We start from the raw sequence: 17,432 nt of genomic DNA on the forward strand, positions 1-17,432 counted from the left end.
AGAATGCGACAAATAGACCATTTGTAGAGACGCGATGAATCGCGTCTTTACCCAAAGGATGTGTTGCAATCATTAATTAAATTCATATCAGAATTCAGGAATCAGATTGAAGCTTGCAACAAATAAACCCGGCAGGGGACATATAACAAAGCCGCCTGCCAGGAAGGTATAGTATATTCTGGCCATGTTTGATTAGGTTAGCGCTTATTTCTAAAAAATAATTGCGTATCCCTAGATACAATAACTAAATTCTTTGGAAAACACAGTTAAGAAAAGTTGTTAAATAGGTTAATTTCCAATTAAAACCAACAATTTTCCGAATTGGCAGATGAGGAGAAGAGGGAGCAGGGGAGGCAGGGGGAGCAGGGGAAGCAGGGGGAGAACAATAATAATAACCAATTCTCAATGCCCAATGCCCAATGCCCAATGCCCCATAATATAAGAGAGCGCTTCACACTTCTTAAATAATCAGCTTAATTAGAACAATGGCGAGAGACTTGCGGGGATTCATTAAAATTTTGGAAGAAAAGGGACAATTACGGCGAATTTCAGCTTTAGTTGACCCAGAATTAGAAATTGCTGAGATTTCCAACCGGATGCTGCAAAAAGGTGGCCCAGGGTTGTTGTTTGAAAACGTCAAAGGCGCTTCCTTCCCTGTGGCAGTGAATTTGATGGGAACTGTGGAAAGGATTTGCTGGGCAATGAATATGCAGCATCCAGAGGAGTTGGAAACTCTGGGGAAAAAACTCAGTATGCTGCAACAGCCAAAACCACCGAAGAAGATTTCCCAGGCGATAGATTTTGGGAAAGTGCTGTTTGATGTGGTGAAGGCGAAACCAGGGCGAGACTTTTTCCCTGCTTGTCAGCAAGTTGTACTTCAAGGTAATGATTTAGATTTAAACAAGTTGCCTTTGATACGTCCTTATATTGGTGATGCTGGCAAGATTATCACACTAGGATTGGTAATCACCAAAGATTGTGAGACAGGTACGCCAAATGTAGGTGTGTATCGCTTGCAACTACAATCCAAGAATACGATGACGGTTCACTGGTTATCGGTGCGGGGTGGGGCGAGGCATTTGCGAAAAGCGGCCGAACGTGGGAAGAAATTAGAAGTTGCGATCGCACTTGGTGTAGATCCTCTAATTATTATGGCAGCTGCTACACCCATACCTGTAGATTTATCAGAATGGTTGTTTGCTGGACTGTACGGTGGTTCTGGTGTGCAGTTGGCGAAATGTAAAACCGTCGATTTAGAAGTTCCCGCAGATTCCGAATTTGTTTTGGAAGGAACGATTACACCAGGAGAAGTCTTGCCAGATGGGCCCTTTGGCGACCACATGGGTTATTACGGCGGCGTGGAAGATTCGCCGTTGGTACGCTTTGAGTGTATGACACACCGGAAAAATCCGATTTACTTAACAACATTTAGCGGTCGTCCACCCAAAGAAGAAGCGATGATGGCGATCGCACTAAATCGCATTTATACTCCTATACTGCGGCAACAAGTATCAGAAATTGTCGATTTCTTCCTACCAATGGAAGCTTTGAGTTACAAAGCAGCGATCATTTCCATTGATAAAGCATATCCGGGACAAGCGCGACGGGCAGCTTTGGCGTTTTGGAGTGCTTTGCCACAATTTACATACACAAAATTTGTAATTGTGGTGGATAAGGACATAAATATTCGCGATCCGCGTCAAGTTGTGTGGGCGATTAGTTCTAAAGTTGACCCAGTGCGGGATGTCTTTATTTTGCCAAATACGCCTTTTGATACGTTGGATTTTGCCAGTGAAAAGATTGGCTTAGGTGGACGCATGGGAATTGATGCGACTACAAAGATTCCGCCGGAAACAGACCATGAATGGGGTTCACCTTTGGAATCTGATCCAGATGTGGCGGCAATGGTAGAGAGACGATGGGCGGAATATGGTTTAGCAGAGTTGCAGTTGGGAGAGGTAGACCCAAATTTGTTTGGTTACGATATGAGGTAACGTGTTAGATGGAAACTGGTAAAAATCTGTGCTGACTATCAGCTTAACTGATTTTTATCAGTCAAATTTATCCACAGTTTAATAAAAAAGCTGGAAAACATAGCCTGATATAAATATAACTTGAATCATCAAATTATCTATCTAAAAAGTAAGTTTTTATAAGTTTTAAATAGATTCATATTTTCTTATTTTTATAATTCTAAACATTAATTTTTTCGAGTAGATTATGAGATAAAACTAAGACTCAAATCTTAAGTATTGAGGCAAAAAACTTGAGCAAATTATGACAAAAAAAGTGAAAACTCCAGCATCAAAGTTAGTAATAGGATTGGCATTCAGTTGTATTAGCCTGATGGTCAATACAGGTATAACTCATCAAATAGCTTTAGCGAAATCAACTAATCCACAAAAGTGCGATCTTTTTGCCTACGTCACTGATACAGATCCACAAGGTTTAAATGTGCGGAGTGGTGCAAGTACAAATCAGACAATTCTAGGGCAAATACCTATCAACGAAACAGTTCAGGTTATTGGTGCTGCTGAAGATTGGGTGCAGATTACTAATGCTAGTGATGGTTTTCAAGGAACTGGATGGGTATTCGTGTCAAAATTAGGTTTAACAACGCGAGGCTATGGTACTAATGGCGTGGATTTATACACTAGTACCAATCAACAAAGCCAAAAATTGGGAATAATTCCTGCTAATACGGCTGTCAAATTGTTAGGCTGTCAGGGAGATTGGGCGCAGGTAGAATATCAAGATGTTAAAGGTTGGTTGACAAGGGAAGATCAATGTGGCGCAGCCCTTACTAGTTGTTCTTAAAATCCTACCCCAAACACCTCCCTGCTTGAAGTAGGAACTGGTTTATCGCCTGGAAATTATTAACTTTTTGCTTTCCGGCTAAAAAGCCGATAGTATAGCCACGTACTAGTTTCCTTTAAGGGAAACAGCAGATAGGTGAGAGGATTTATTGCCACAATAATATTTCGGAAGTCTCGCCGTGCCAAAAATAAGATAGCACGAGCAACTTGCTGTGCAGACATTACCCCATAGGGATTGAGTTGACTCTTAAATGGGCCAAGAATTAACTTGCGAATTACACAATCCCCATCCAAACGCTTGAGGGTGACAATATCTCCTAGCGCTCTTTTGCTAAGTTCATAAAGCGGACTCAGCGCTGGAGAAACTTCAGCCTCAGAAGTGTTTACCCAGATTTCCTTGGTTGCTTTTGCTTGTGGGCCTGTTACAGTTGTCAAAAATATATCCATCAACCGCAATGCTGAAAAGGTATTCACTTCATAAGAAGAGTTGATAGCCTCCGGTGTACGGCTGCCGTAGACATTGATTCCGTGGTTGATAATTAAAATATCTACTTTCTCTAAACTATTCCTCAGTTCGGCTTCGTTACCCAACTGCCAAGGAACCACCTTCACCCCAACTTGCTCTACTAATTTTTCTGGATTGGTGGTTAATGCGACGACTTTAGCATTATTCTTTACAAGTTCAGCCGTTAGCGCTTGTCCCAACGCTCCTGATGCTCCGGTTAAAGCGATAGTTTTACCCTTGAGAGACAGTCCTGTACCAAGAATTTTATCCACTAGAGGAAAGACACCACTATAGTAAGCGTTGACATCATCAAAATGATGCCGCCAATGATAAGTTCGATTCACCCACCAAATGGATGGTATTGTCTCTAAAGGGCCGGGTAAGTGGTTGTAGTCTGTATCAATTTTTCCCTGGAAATATCGTATAGACGCGCCATACAAGAAGGTGCAACCATAAGCTACTCCTAACCATAACCCCATTTGCTGGACAATTAAGGTAACGGCTACCAAGACTACCAGCAGTAAACTCGACTCTAAAATGTCGTGATAGAGTTGAGATTCTTGGTAAATTTTCAGAGAAACTATCGATAAATCGCGGCGATAGGCCATGTGGTGCTTGTTGTGCCATTTAGCAAGCCAATTGACTTGGTGACACAAAGCATGGTAGCTGTCTCTCAAGACTTCAGCGAGTAAAAGTGAGAAGAGTGCCCAACTAGCAAACTGTAAGCTGGCATTTAGCCAAACCCAATTAATTTGTAATTTTGCTTCAATTCCAATCAAGTTTTCAGCTAGCATTTTTATCATATTTCTCTATACTCTTTTTCTTAATCATTCTTCATGATCTTATAAAGGTGCGTTAAGGTCGAGTCTAGAGCAAATAAAAATCAAAGGGAATAGGGAATGGGGAGTAAAGGGAGTAGGAGAAAGCAATATTCAATGCCTCCCGATCGCTCATACTACCAACCGTTCGTATTTAGCTATAATATCCCAGGTGAGCAACTGCAATTGAGATAGCGATCGCAGCAGCATAAATACTTAATTTTCAACGTGTGAAGCAAATAACTTCGGCTCGTGCTGCTTTTAGCACAAACGGAAAATCCATAGCAGATTTTAACTTAGTAAGATACAGAAGTTAGTTCTTAAAACCAGAATTAAGCTTGTTTTAACGACTAACTCGTGTCTTCTTCAAATAGCTCTTTGCCGCAGATGTTGCCCACTAAGCCCTTGCTTAATCCAACTCAGACATTCATATTTGGATTTGAATAATTTTGGAGCTGCAATATTATTCAATAACTCTGGTGGATAATGGTTATAAAAACATTTATCACCTTCTTGGAAAATAATTATCAAATTGTTTCGGTAAATGTAGCGAGACTTAAAACTATCGCCTCGGCTAACAAACTCTGAGTTTTGATCAATATTTTCTTTAGCAATATCAACGATGTTACTAACGCTACTTCCATAGATTCCTGCTGGGTTTTCTGCTTTATGAAATTGGCTTCTGTTTCCAATCTCAGATAGCAATTTATACGAATAAATCTCGTAATTATCAAGTTTTCCAAAAACAAATGGAATGATGAGATATCCTTTGTATGAGACTGAACTTTCATAAAGAAGACGACTCATCTCAACCTCCTTTGGTGTAACTGCTCTCAAAAAAATCGCTTAAATCGCATTCACATTAAAAAATCAATACTTTTCTGTTAAATATATTAATGTATCGCCTAAACCCTCATCGCCATTTAATAAATAGGGCTATTACCCTTTTTGTCAAGCAAAAAGGAATAGCTTTAACAAAAAAGTATCGTAACACTAATTATCACTCTTTTTTTAATTACTAAACATTAGATATTTTGTAAAAGTTAAAAAATTAGAAATCTCATTCTGTGGGACTACTTCCCTGCTCTTGTGTCCTGCCTTTCAAGACCATAGACTGAGTTGAGTAGGAGGATGTTCAAGGTTATTCCAAGGTAGGGGTGGAACTGGTGTATCACTCTGTTCTAATAGCTGTTGGAAGTGACGGGCAGTGCTGGGCGATCGCGCTTCTATTGGACAATGGACAAAGAAATAAATTCGCACTCCCATCTGCAACCATTGCTGAATCTGCCTCACCCACTCTTCCATGAACGGCTGATTCACTGTTAAATCTGGATGAGAAATAAACCGAATCAGAGTAAAAGGTGCTGTCACACTTAATTGCAACGGTAATTTGGGTTTACGTCGTTCCGATTGCAACTGGGGGTCATCATCTCCAGTATAAATAGGGCGTGAGTCTAACAATACCCGTCCCACACCTAGCTTTTCTAAAAGCGCCGTCAAATTGCTAGCATGGGGTTCCTTGAACCAGTCGGGATGCCGAACTTCCAACGCTAGGGGTGCTTCTGTACGTGGCCAAGCTTCCAGAAAGTTGGTCAAATCGTCAAGCAATGCAGGTGCATAACTAGGTGGTAACTGGGCAAATATCGGGCCAAGACGTTTACCTAAAGGGCGCATCCCTTCCAGAAATTTTAATGCAGCCGGAATATAAGGTTTCAACAATCCTTGATGGGTAATATCTCGCGGTAATTTTAGACAAAATTCAAAACCTGCTGGTGTTTCGGCAGCCCAACGGGTTACAGTTTCTTGGTTAGGCACGGCATAAAAGGTGGTGTTACCTTCTACAGTGGTGAAGCGACGACTGTAGAGGTGGAGAAAATCGGCAGTGCGAGTACCTTGGGGATAGAGTTCGCCCACCCAACCTTTATATGCCCAAACAGCACAACCAATAAAAAAGTCCACAGTGCCTAAAAGCCTAGATGTATCACATTTAATTTTACAAGCAGATTGTAGGGATGGATGAGACTATAGCGCTTCTCGAATGGAAGCAATACATTTTGACCTCTTTTCTTTCTAAACCTCTCTCCTTTTGGGAGCTACGGTGTACACACAAGTCGGAAATAGTAGTATGTCAAGGAATAATTGACGAGTCCATTCTTTGTCTTGACGGCGATTTACCCTTGTCTCTCTAACGTGTCAGTTTTTTAGACGCGATAAATCGCGTCTCTACATGAGATAAATCATTGATAAATAGAACCATCAGGCATAATTGCCCCTGCTAAGTTAGTACCAACTAATTTAACCAAAAGGCGTTCACCAGAGCGAATCCGCGCTCCTGTTAAGTCGGCTCCTCGCAAGTCGGCCCCACTGAGATCCGCTCCAATCAAATTAGCAGCGCGTAAATTCGCCTCCCTAAGATCCGCTAAAAGCAGGTTTGCCCGAAATAAATTTGCTTCAGATAAATTTGCACCTCTGAGGTTGACTTTGTGCATAAAAGTATCGCTGAGATTAGCACCACTCAAATTGGCATAACTCAGATTTCTACCAGATAAGTCTTTATTGCTCAAATTTGCTCGACTGTAATCTTTACCACTCAAATCTGAATTTTGCTTTGGTGGTTTCTGGGTTGTCTGAGATGGTTTTTCCTGTTTAGGTGGCGTTGAGTAATATGATGTGGTTTGAGATGGTTTTTCCTGTTTAGGTGGTGGTGAGTGATGTGTGGTTTGATGTTTGGTTTTTAAAGAGCGCAATTTTTCACGAGCTTCATTTATGGCTTTCAGCTTGTCTTGTGCTTTCTGCTGTAAACGGAGATTGTCTTTAGGAATGCGATCGGGATGCCAAACAAAGACTAAATCTTTGTAAGCCTGGTTCACTTCGTCAAGTGTCGCCCCAGGCTCTAATTCCAAAACTCTATAGTAGTGCTCCAGATCGCTCATACGATATTTTGGTGGACAATCAACTTAATTATGAGTGATGGAGCCATTTGTTCGCTGCATCATTTGTTATTGATTATGGGGCATTGGGCATTGGGCATTGGTTATTATATTGTTCTCCCTCATCTCCCCCTGCCTCCCCTGCTCCCCCTGCTCCCCCTGCTCCTTCCTCCTCATCTCCCCATCTCCCCATTTCTCCATCGAGCGATCGCTCTCAAATATGCTGTAACTGGAATCTGATAAATTTCAACCACAATCCAAACAATAATTGATAAATGTGAGAAGAAAGTTAATATCGTCCAAATATATGGCGTCCAGGTAATGGGTTCCTTGAGATTAGCAGGAAAATAGTAAGCTACTATGCCAATTAGACTAGTGGGAAGAATTACAAAAATCGCTGCTGCTAGTCCGTAACCCCAACCTAATTCCACACCTTCCAACTGGCCTTCTGCCCAACCAAACCCATTCCAACGCCAAATTAAAGGTGGTTGCCTAGAAGGCATTTTGATTTGCTGTAGTTCTAAGTTGACTGTAAAAATCTCTTGACAAAAGTCACAAGCCATAGCTTCCATCAATGGCATGTGAGAAATCTTACCTATCCGACAGACTGGGCAGGGGTAAACTCCATAATAGTCGAAAGATTGGGCTAAGATTTTGGGACTGGGCATAATGAAACTGAATGATCCTAAAAAGTTGATCTGGTTAATGAGGACTTGGGTAAGAATAATGTATGGCGATTGTCAATTATCTGCAATAAGCTTTCGCAAGGTGAGGTGACAAGTCAGGAGATTTTTTTTAACTTCTCAATCCTGGTTACAAAGAAAAGGGTGTGGGGTGTGGGGTTTAGGGTGTGGGGTATAGAAATAAAAAACTTTAGTTCTGGGTCTAAAGCTCAGTTTAAAAAAAGAATTGTATTGAGACGCGAAGCGCAATTTGCATTGCGTCATTGCTTCAATCTCACGTTTTTAAACGTGGGTTCCCTACACCCTACCCCCTACACCCTCTGAATAGTCTTGACTCCCACAGTTGTACTGAGTCTATCGCTTTTTTGATGGTTTGTGGGGGGTCTTGACACCGCCTAGTCTTCCTGTTAATGTTACCTTAAATAGCTATATTCTTTAAGTTTTCTAGCAAAAGCCTCGCAAATGCTTAACACAAATTCCTACTTTTATTTTTGGTTTAGGGTGGTTCACCGGGGGTGAATAGAGTTTCCTAATGGAAACCGCCCGGTGAACCGCAGAGCCAACTCTGCGGTTTTTGTTTTTTTAAGGAGAATTTCATCGTCATGACTTATTTCAGTAGCTGGTTTTATGGCTTTTACTTTTGGCCCAGAGTAAGTTCCGGGTAAGTAGCGTCATGTCGATGAATCAGAACGCGCCCGGAACTTTTCAAAGGTTCCGGGCTTTTTTGTTATCGCAAATAGTGCCCAATACTTAATTTTTAGGAGAATGGAACCATGATTAACGCCAAACTCGCCGCACAATCCCATCAGAACCACCAGACAATTGTTAAAATCTCAAAAAAAGTTGCTTTCGGGGGCGAAGAACTGGTAATTATCGGCGGCCCCTGCACTGTTGAAAGCTTAGAACAAATGGAGATAGTCGCCCAAAAGCTATCTACTGCATCGGTGCAGGGGTTGCGTGGCGGTGTCTACAAACCCCGCACATCTCCCTACGCCTTCCAGGGTATGGGTGAGTCAGGATTGGAGATTTTGGCGAGGGTGCGATCGCATTACAATATGCCAGTTGTCACCGAGGTAATGTCAATTTCTCAAATTGAAGTAGTTGCTGCTCACGCTGATATGCTGCAAGTTGGTAGTCGCAATATGCAAAACTTCGACTTGCTCAAAGCTTTGGGACAAGCTGGTAAACCAATACTGCTTAAGCGTGGATTAGCAGCAACAATTGAAGAATTTGTCATGGCTGCTGAATATATTCTCAGTCACGGGAATCCTGATGTGGTGTTGTGCGAAAGAGGTATCCGCAGCTTCGATGATTACACGCGCAATGTCCTAGATTTAGGGGCAGTGGCAGCGCTCAAGCAAATAACTCACTTGCCTGTAATTGTAGATCCTTCCCATGCCGTCGGTAAACGGGAGTTAGTAGCACCTGTAGCTAGGGCTGCGATCGCTTGCGGTGCAGATGGATTAATTATTGAATGTCACCCAGAACCAGAAAAATCTGTTTCTGATGCCCGTCAAGCACTTTCTTTAGAAGATATGGTGCATTTAGTTGATAGTTTAAAGCCTGTAGCAACAGCTGTTGGGCGCAGTATATCAGAAGCGATCGGGGCGGGTTTGTCACCTGCCCCGATTTTTTGGGCTGCTTAAATTTCAGTTGAGACGTAGGCATCGCTTAAATGTCTTAGTCAAAAGATATAAGCGATCGCCTTCGTAAAATAAACTTATTGCTTAAGGTTATTCCATTTGTTATCAGATTCGTTGTAAAACATTAGTTTTAAATACTTTTACAAAATCATCGAAAGTATCTAACTGCACAAATTGGCTATGATAAATAATTTGACTAACTGGCAACCTATTAACTCATAACTTATAGCTATTAAAGATCCTAAGGATAATGTTCTAACAAACAGATAAATAATTTGAGATTCGGCAAATAAATTAGTGAGATGTATGTTATGGTTTTTATAGGAATCAAAAAAGTAAAAGCACAAAAAGACTTCAAGAAACTTTGAGGCAAGCTCAATAAAGTTTTTTTTGCTCTGGTAAGTCCACTTCACTTCGCTACATCTTTTTGTAACAAAAATCTAAAACTAGATTGAGTGGGATAGTAGCCTTTGTAACAACTTGAAGTCAATCGAAATTTATCTGGGTATGAGCCAATAAGAGTTGGCTAACCTAGCTAGAGCATTACCCGCCAAAGGCAATTACTCTTGGAGTCTGGGAAGAAAGACTCTTAGTACAGCCTGACAAATCAATAGAAATACAGAATATTTACGAACTTATTCTTGCGGGAGCAAACATTTTCAACCGCGAATTAAGTTGAAGCAGTTGCTGGCTTTTGGAACGAAAACTTCAAGCAGAATGGTGTCGTTCCACAATTTTTAGGAATTTAACCATACTGTCAGAAGTTACCAAGATATTGTCTCAGCCAGAGTGTTAGAGGTTGCCTATGCAGCCATATTACTGCACCTGTAGCTAGAACTTATCCTGCTGCATCAATCACGAAACGAGCAGCGCTATAGAAGTTCTTGGCGACTTGACATCAGCAAAATCAGAAAAGTCGCAGCAACCATTTAGAGTGGATTGCAATTTGGTTGGTTGTGTGGTTCAGGGAACAAATCTGCGTTCATTTGAATTCCTGCTGCAACCACTCTTCAGGCTTGAGCAACCATTTGGGATTCTGTTACAACAACTGACAATGCTGAAGTCAAAATTTTAAAGGCTTCGTTATTAGGAAATAGAGATTTCTCTATCTCTTAAGCTATCGCTTCGTGGGTAAATATGTTCTGATTTTAAATGTTTTTGCCAGCTTACAATGCCTAGCGCAAATAGGCTTTACTTCCCTATGACACCAAGGGTAGACAACTACATCAAGCTTACGACCCATCAACTAAATCATTGTAGGAAACACAACCATGACTGACGAAAAGATTAGACAAATAGCTTTCTATGGTAAAGGCGGTATTGGTAAATCTACCACCTCTCAAAACACCCTTGCAGCTATGGCTGAAATGGGTCAACGCATTTTAATTGTTGGTTGCGATCCTAAAGCTGACTCTACACGTTTGATGCTACACAGTAAAGCTCAAACAAGCGTTCTTCAATTGGCTGCTGAACGCGGCGCTGTAGAAGATATTGAACTTGAAGAAGTAATGCTGACCGGTTTCCGCGATGTACGTTGTGTGGAGTCTGGTGGTCCTGAGCCTGGCGTGGGTTGCGCTGGTCGTGGTATTATCACCGCTATCAACTTCTTAGAAGAAAACGGTGCTTACAAAGATGTTGATTTTGTAAGTTACGACGTTTTGGGTGACGTTGTGTGCGGTGGTTTTGCTATGCCTATCCGTGAAGGTAAGGCACAAGAAATCTACATCGTTACCTCTGGTGAAATGATGGCGATGTATGCAGCCAACAACATTGCTCGTGGTGTTCTCAAATATGCCCACACTGGCGGTGTGCGCTTGGGTGGTCTAATTTGTAACAGCCGTAACGTTGACCGGGAAATCGATCTTATCGAAACCTTGGCAAAACGTTTGAACACCCAAATGATTCACTACGTACCTCGTGACAACATTGTGCAACACGCAGAATTGCGCCGCATGACTGTTAACGAGTACGCACCTGACAGCAATCAAAGTAACGAATATCGGATACTGGCTAAAAAGATCATCGACAACGACAAACTCGCTGTTCCTACCCCCATTGAGATGGAAGAACTAGAAGAATTGTTGATTGAATTCGGTATTCTTGAAAGCGACGAAAATACCGCAATGCTGGTTGGTAAGACTGCTAACCAAGCACCCGTAAAATAGTACCAATTAAATAATGTTTTAAGGTGGGCTGCTTGCCCACCTTTTTTTTTGGTTAAATTTGATTTTATGGCAATAAAATAATTAGAAATCGTCTGACAACAATAGAAGTTTTTAATGATTTGAATGGAATTAACTCATTTTGGGTGAAAATTAAGTCTTTAATTCGAGCCGAAAGAACTGGAATACCAGCAGGCCAATCATGAGATTGTCTGTTACATTAGTAGCTTAATTCACACAACACAAAAATTTATACGTATATTCACTTACAATTCTGTATTTAAATTTGCTGTTACTGGGTTGAATACATGGTTTCCAAGGAGGATGATTTAAAGATGCGTATGGTAATGTCCCCGCAAATCTCTCTATAACATCCTCTAAGTCTGATACCATTTTTTGTAATTTCCTGCTTGCTAAAAAAATTAGTTGAATAGAAATTAAGTACTTAGATAAGGAAGAGTTAAATGGGACTTAGTGACGGACTTTTGAACCCGACCAAAAAGGCTATGGTCATAGATGACTGTTGCAACATGATAGAAGGACAGCTTGCATCCAAGTCAGGTATGAGCGGCATCGCTTTGAAAACTGCCTTCGCTGCCCTCAAGGGGGTCAAGCCAGGGTATATTCCCTACGTCGTTGAGCAGATCCTGCCGCAGTGCTTCACAGCACTTGATCCTATCTGGAGTGAAGGCGTACAGAAAGGCGATCCAATTGGATACCTGAATGCGAATCGCTCTCAGACGGCAGACGCGCTATTGGGTGTTACCGATGCTAGAGTCAAGAACGCCAAGCGCCAAATCGTGCGAGGAACCTATGAAAAACTTCGTGGTTCAGCTAAAAAGCACGTAGAAGAAGCAGTGCCAGACTTAGCCAAAGTAATTGAGAATTACACTAAGTCCTGAGTCTGAAGGGAAAAATCACAATACATAACGTATGCCACCGTTCGATGCCTCGGTGGCTGGCATACGGGGCAGATAATACACTTGTACAAGATATTGGGCATGGGGGCTTAAAGATACCATATCCGTTAAATTATCCTGATATTTACCGAGTCGGCTTGAAACAGCAAATAATCAGAAACTATCTGAATTATTGTTTGATAAACTTTCAACTTATGAAAAAAGTTACTATTTATCGATACCGCACTTATGGGCTAATTGGGTTAATATCTTTAACCACTGTATTAAGTACAACTACATCTGCCTTAACACAGTTAGCAGGCGATTCCCCAATTGGGCAAACTTCTATTCTTGCTTCTAACTTAATCTGGCCGACTCAAGGGTTTATTTCTCAAGGCTTCCGCAAATATCAACATGAAGGAATTGATATTGCAGGGGCATCTGGAACTCCTATTGTTGCTGTTGCATCTGGTACAGTCATCAAAGCAGGTTGGGATGATTGGGGATTAGGCAATGCTATAACTATTAAACATCTTGACGGCAGCATCACTGTTTATGGTCACAATCGCCGTTTGTTGGTGAGCAAAAGTCAACAGGTAATTCAAGGTCAAATTATTGCTGAGATGGGATCTACAGGTAATAGTACAGCACCTCATTTGCACTTTGAAGTTCATCCAAATGGTCGAATAGCAGTTGATCCCCTTCGTTTGTTTGCATCCTTAACTGCAAGTGTTAATTCTCCTTCTAGAGTTCAACAAGTCGATAACTTGAAGCACCCAGTCTCAACACCCCCAGTTGCAAAACAAGTTTCACCTTCACAGGCAATTTCAATAGGTTTTGCACCTGTTAGCACTGGTACTAAATGCAATGGAGTTACGATCATTGAGGGTGAAACTCCAAACATTCGTGTAAAAGTCTGTGAAGAGAATGGTGAGTTATTTTACATTGGGCAGTTGAAACAAGACCCAAGTAAGCCTATAAAAATAGCAGCTTTGAATATTGGTAAAGACAGATATCGAGCAGATAATGGTAGTTTTTATTATTTAGTTAGCCCTGAAAAAGTGGAAGTTTGGCGAAATGGAACTCAGATACGTTCTGACCGATTTTATAATTTAACAAAATTGCCATAAAGTTATCATCCAATATTTGACTCTACTGCAAGCGATCGCTTGAGTTGATCAATTAGCTAAGTGAGTCCATAATTAGCTGTATATTTATGTAGCGATTATCAATCGTGATGCTTGGGTTGGGCTACACCTACGCACATTTTATAAAGTTATAGTTACAAAACTTAAAATTTTTACTTAGCAGCTAACATCTGTAAAATCTTTTCTACATGATCCAACTCTCCAACGATTCGCCGAATTGGGTGCGGCCAAACCTTGACAAGGGTAGGAGTTGCAGAAACCTGATTGAGTTCTGCTTGTTCTGGATGACTTAAAACATCAATCACTTTCAGAGTATAAGGATGTCCGAGCGATCGCTCCAACAATTCGTGTAAATTTTGCAGAATGCGTTCGGTGGTACTGCTATGTCCAGCAACAAACAATCGCAGAACATAGCCTTGTGTGATTGCTTCTTTTTTTTGTACAATAACTGGTTGGTGGTATTTTGGCACAGGTTCAGAAAGGTCTAGACGAACAATTAAATCGTGATCCTCCCAAAGCTGCGGGAATGACGAACGATAAGTTGTTAACACCATGCGATCGCACAACCCCTCCTGCCAAGGAGCTGCTTGCCATACTAACTCCCCCGTGCCAAAAATGGCATTAAGCAAAGCTTGATGTCTAATTACAGCCGGATAAGCTTCAGCGAAAGTTCGCACTTGTTGAGTACGCGGATCTAACCAGTTGTCAATAGTTGCAGTATAACAAGGCACTAAAAAGTGCGGCGGCTCAGGTAAATCTAGGATTTCTTGCAAAGCCGAGCACAAATGCAAATGCCATCGACCTTGCTTACTAGGGTCGATACAGTAAATTAAATCTCCTCCAGGTGTAAATAGCGCGATGCCTTTAAACAACTGGGGTGTAGATAGTTTGTTTGTCGTCAAGTTATTCACAGAGGTTAGGGAAGCTAAAAGTAAAAAATTCTTTCTTTTACCTTTTACCTTAGCTATAACCGCAACCAGGATCAGAAAAATATTTGGGGGGCAGGGGAGGCAGGGGGAGCAGGGGACAAGGAGAAATTATTGAACAAGTCTCTCCCTTGTCCATTCTCTATGCCCAATGCCCAATGCCCAATGCCCAATGCCCAATCCCCAATCCCCAATCCCCAATACCCAACCTTAAACTCGACCTCGGAGAAACTGTGCCATTTCATTAGGAGTTGGTGACATTTCTAAAGCAGTTTCTTCAGTTATGCGGCCGTCTTGATAAAGATTGAGCAACGACTGATTCATCGTAATCATGCCGTCAAAGCCAGCTTGTTTCATCAATTCGCCAATTTCATCATATTTACCATCTTTGATCCATTCTTTAATAGCCTCAGTGTTAATCAAGACATCGTGAAAAGCAGCCCGCTTACCGTCAGTTGTGCGACACAAGCCTTGAGCAATTACTGCCACTAAAGACTCAGAAACTGCCACCCGCATTGCATCCTGTTCGTCACCAGAGTAGAGATTGAGAATCCGCTCAATGGTTTTGACAGCGCTATTAGTGTGCAGGGTTCCCATGACTAAGTGACCAGTCTGAGCGGCTTTTAGGGCGGTGTTGACTGTTTCCTTATCCCGCATTTCACCCACCAGAATCAAATCTGGGTCTTCCCGCAAAGCTGCTTTCAAAGCGTTGTCAAATTTGCGGGTATGCATTCCCACTTCCCGCTGTTTGACTAAAGACTTGCGGCTTTGATGGACAAATTCTATCGGGTCTTCAATGGTGATGATATGCTTGGCCATCTCCTTATTGATGTAATCAACCATCGCTGCCATTGTGGTGGATTTACCAGAACCAGTGGGCCCAGTCACCAAAATTAAACCTTTGTGGTGATGACAAATATCCCGAAAAACTGGCGGTAAATTCAACTGTTCCATAGTTAAAATTTTCAGTGGAATCAACCGCAACACCATTGCAGCCCCTTTGAGGGAGCCAAAAACATTAATCCGCACACGAGCAAAGTCGTATTGAGTTGCTCCGTCAAATTCTAAATGTTCTTCAAAGCGCTGAATTTCCCCCTCACTCATCACCTCCCGCAACCAATTCATAAAAGCTTCTTTATCTGTTTCTGGATAATCCGTTGATTGAATTTCTCCTCGGCTGCGGAAGCGGGGTACTTCACCTACACCCAAGTGCAAGTCAGAATATCCTTGATCGTAAGCTTCTCTGATTAACTTCGCTAAAGTGAGTTGTGGAACGCTGTTTTGAGGACGGGCTGAACTAGGGATGGGCGGTGGACTACCCGGACGATGACCTGCAACAGGCGCGTTGGTGCTCCTATCCATTGACATATCCAATGTTTGCGTCATTTGCCGCTGCGTACTAGAGGTTGGCGGTGGTGGTGGCGGCATTGGTGGCAGGTTACGTCCGGCAGCAGAGTTAGAATTTAATGGAGACTGTGATTCTGTCATATATCTTCACATTTGGTAGTTAAAAAGTTGAATTAACGAGAAGTGCTTCGATGACTTTTAGAGAATGCTTGTGTGCTAGCTCTAGCGGTGATGAGAGGCGATTGAAACTCTAGAACCACGGTCAGTCCATTTCATCCACCTCAATTTGTATCTTTTTTTCCTGCAATTCCACTACTCAGAATATTTAGATAAATTATTTAACTTATCTAAACTGGTTTAACACACGGAAGGACTCAAACTCCCTCAGCAAAAACACAGAGGTTTTTTAGTAATCTATGATACTTTTAGTGAAAAATAAATTTTATAAGCCCTAAGATGAGAGATTTATCTTACAGATGGAAACGAATTGCCAGCAATTAACAGCACAAATACTAGCAGATCATTTATTCAGCCCATCTATAAATTATGAGAACCACTCGTGATTTTTATAAGAAATGTTAACCTTAATAGGAGCAATATCTTGGGGATCAAAGTTAAAAGCTCATAGCTTTTAAGTTATGTACCTGAAGATAGATGAAGAAAGCTTGTTTTTTTAATAGATAGAAACTTGACTTTATATTCACAATTACAAAAAATTAACTGTAAAGTTTAGTAAATAAATGCTCATTTTCCCGATTAGTTTTTATATACTGAATTTCACTGAGAAACAAATCAGTTTACTCGTCAAAAGCGAGAAATGGCTGAAAATTAAAATTCGTTGTGTATTTTTTGGGAGGAAAAGTCATGGTTTCTGCTCAAAGCTCTAATCTAGGAAAGACCTACTCCTTGTTGATGATTAAAAGCTTTTTAATATGGACTTTTACATTGGCAGTTTGTTTGTTGGTTGTGGGCTTTCCACTAGTTGTCTTGATGGCTACGGTGGGATGTCTGTTGTCGATCATTTTACAATCAGTAATGCCTGTTAGTGCTGTTTTGCTTGTAGCAGGCGGTTTAATAATGTTTAATGTCATGGCAGTTGTATTGGCTGCGGGTGTACTAACTCTTAAAGGAGTTCATCCTAGTGAAGTTAAATGGTTAAGCTGGCTGCATGGAGAGGCAGACCAAATGCAGACTAGTGTTTATGCTGCTTGCCCGTTAACTTGTGAGATTAAAATGTAATCATTACAGGTGAATACGACAAACAGTGCGTCTGCCCGGTTAAGCCGGGTTTTTTCATGCTTTTTGTCTAATTTATCCTTTTAAGTAAGTGGGCAAGAATAAATTAAACTATATTACGCAATGTAAAATTAAATTAAATAATCTCTTAGTAAGCGGCTCTAGCCTTATTTTCAGCGCTAGAGCCGCTTACTACAAACCTTTAATTATTTCCGCCCACTTAACTTATATAGGAATCCGGTTTGATTTTTGAAAAGATACGTAGTAACGCACTATTACCAGGGATTCGGTGCGTTACGGATTTCATCCTAACGCACCC

The 17,432-nt window shown here is 41.3% G+C and carries 14 protein-coding genes; 7 read left to right on the forward strand and 7 right to left on the reverse strand.

From position 1 onward, the window contains the following. The first annotated feature begins 485 nt into the window (after positions 1-485). Positions 486-1,994 carry a UbiD family decarboxylase gene (locus VB740_RS31220; RefSeq protein WP_323203706.1) on the forward strand — a complete coding sequence of 503 codons (1,509 nt, stop codon included), beginning with the start codon at positions 486-488 and terminating at the stop codon, positions 1,992-1,994. A 283-nt stretch (positions 1,995-2,277) separates the two neighbouring features. Further along, positions 2,278-2,817: an SH3 domain-containing protein gene (locus VB740_RS31225; protein WP_323203707.1), complete on the forward strand. Its 540-nt coding sequence runs from the start codon at positions 2,278-2,280 to the stop codon at positions 2,815-2,817. Between the two features lie 59 nt (positions 2,818-2,876). Here the strand turns inward: VB740_RS31225 and VB740_RS31230 are convergent, their stop codons facing one another. From VB740_RS31230 to VB740_RS31250, 5 genes are all read right to left on the reverse strand, one after another. Beyond that, complete coding sequence (locus VB740_RS31230; RefSeq protein ID WP_323203708.1) at positions 2,877-4,124, reverse strand: bifunctional sterol desaturase/short chain dehydrogenase; 1,248 nt, start codon at positions 4,122-4,124, stop codon at positions 2,877-2,879. Between the two features lie 381 nt (positions 4,125-4,505). Next, on the reverse strand, positions 4,506-4,946 hold the full coding sequence (locus VB740_RS31235; protein WP_323203709.1) for a hypothetical protein: 441 nt from the start codon (positions 4,944-4,946) through the stop codon (positions 4,506-4,508). Positions 4,947-5,240: 294 nt separating this feature from the next. Further along, positions 5,241-6,098, reverse strand: a complete 858-nt coding sequence (locus tag VB740_RS31240; RefSeq protein ID WP_323203710.1) for a DUF72 domain-containing protein — start codon at positions 6,096-6,098, stop codon at positions 5,241-5,243. 278 nt (positions 6,099-6,376) lie between these two features. After that, entirely contained in the window at positions 6,377-7,072 is a 696-nt protein-coding gene (locus VB740_RS31245) for a pentapeptide repeat-containing protein (RefSeq protein WP_323203711.1), read from the reverse strand. Between the two features lie 170 nt (positions 7,073-7,242). After that, positions 7,243-7,737 carry a hypothetical protein gene (locus VB740_RS31250; RefSeq protein WP_323203712.1) on the reverse strand — a complete coding sequence of 165 codons (495 nt, stop codon included), beginning with the start codon at positions 7,735-7,737 and terminating at the stop codon, positions 7,243-7,245. 788 nt (positions 7,738-8,525) lie between these two features. On the opposite strand from VB740_RS31250, the gene aroF reads away from it, so the two are divergent. The 4 genes from aroF to VB740_RS31270 all read left to right on the forward strand — a co-directional run bounded on the left by aroF (position 8,526) and on the right by VB740_RS31270 (position 13,586). After that, a complete protein-coding gene (gene aroF, locus VB740_RS31255) occupies positions 8,526-9,398 on the forward strand; it encodes a 3-deoxy-7-phosphoheptulonate synthase (protein WP_323203713.1) in 873 nt (290 codons plus the stop codon). A gap of 1,268 nt (positions 9,399-10,666) precedes the next feature. Next, positions 10,667-11,560 (forward strand): nitrogenase iron protein, encoded by an 894-nt coding sequence (nifH, locus tag VB740_RS31260; RefSeq protein WP_190913711.1) that lies wholly within the window; start codon positions 10,667-10,669, stop codon positions 11,558-11,560. A 461-nt stretch (positions 11,561-12,021) separates the two neighbouring features. Beyond that, on the forward strand, positions 12,022-12,459 hold the full coding sequence (locus tag VB740_RS31265; protein WP_323203714.1) for a DUF6918 family protein: 438 nt from the start codon (positions 12,022-12,024) through the stop codon (positions 12,457-12,459). Positions 12,460-12,671: 212 nt separating this feature from the next. Then, positions 12,672-13,586 (forward strand): M23 family metallopeptidase, encoded by a 915-nt coding sequence (locus VB740_RS31270; protein ID WP_323203715.1) that lies wholly within the window; start codon positions 12,672-12,674, stop codon positions 13,584-13,586. A gap of 170 nt (positions 13,587-13,756) precedes the next feature. On the opposite strand, the gene VB740_RS31275 is transcribed toward VB740_RS31270, so the two are convergent. Together VB740_RS31275 and VB740_RS31280 are read right to left on the reverse strand one after the other, a co-directional pair. Beyond that, positions 13,757-14,515 (reverse strand): circadian clock KaiB family protein, encoded by a 759-nt coding sequence (locus VB740_RS31275; protein ID WP_323203716.1) that lies wholly within the window; start codon positions 14,513-14,515, stop codon positions 13,757-13,759. 225 nt (positions 14,516-14,740) lie between these two features. Next, the gene (locus tag VB740_RS31280; protein WP_323203717.1) at positions 14,741-16,018 is read right to left on the reverse strand and encodes a type IV pilus twitching motility protein PilT; all 1,278 of its coding nucleotides are present in this window, start codon (positions 16,016-16,018) and stop codon (positions 14,741-14,743) included. Positions 16,019-16,741: 723 nt separating this feature from the next. On the opposite strand from VB740_RS31280, the gene VB740_RS31285 reads away from it, so the two are divergent. Continuing rightward, entirely contained in the window at positions 16,742-17,116 is a 375-nt protein-coding gene (locus VB740_RS31285) for a hypothetical protein (protein ID WP_323203718.1), read from the forward strand. Positions 17,117-17,432: the final 316 nt, after the last annotated feature.

This window comes from Nostoc sp. UHCC 0251, assembly GCF_034932245.1.
In the GTDB taxonomy this organism is placed as follows: Bacteria; Cyanobacteriota; Cyanobacteriia; order Cyanobacteriales; family Nostocaceae; genus Nostoc.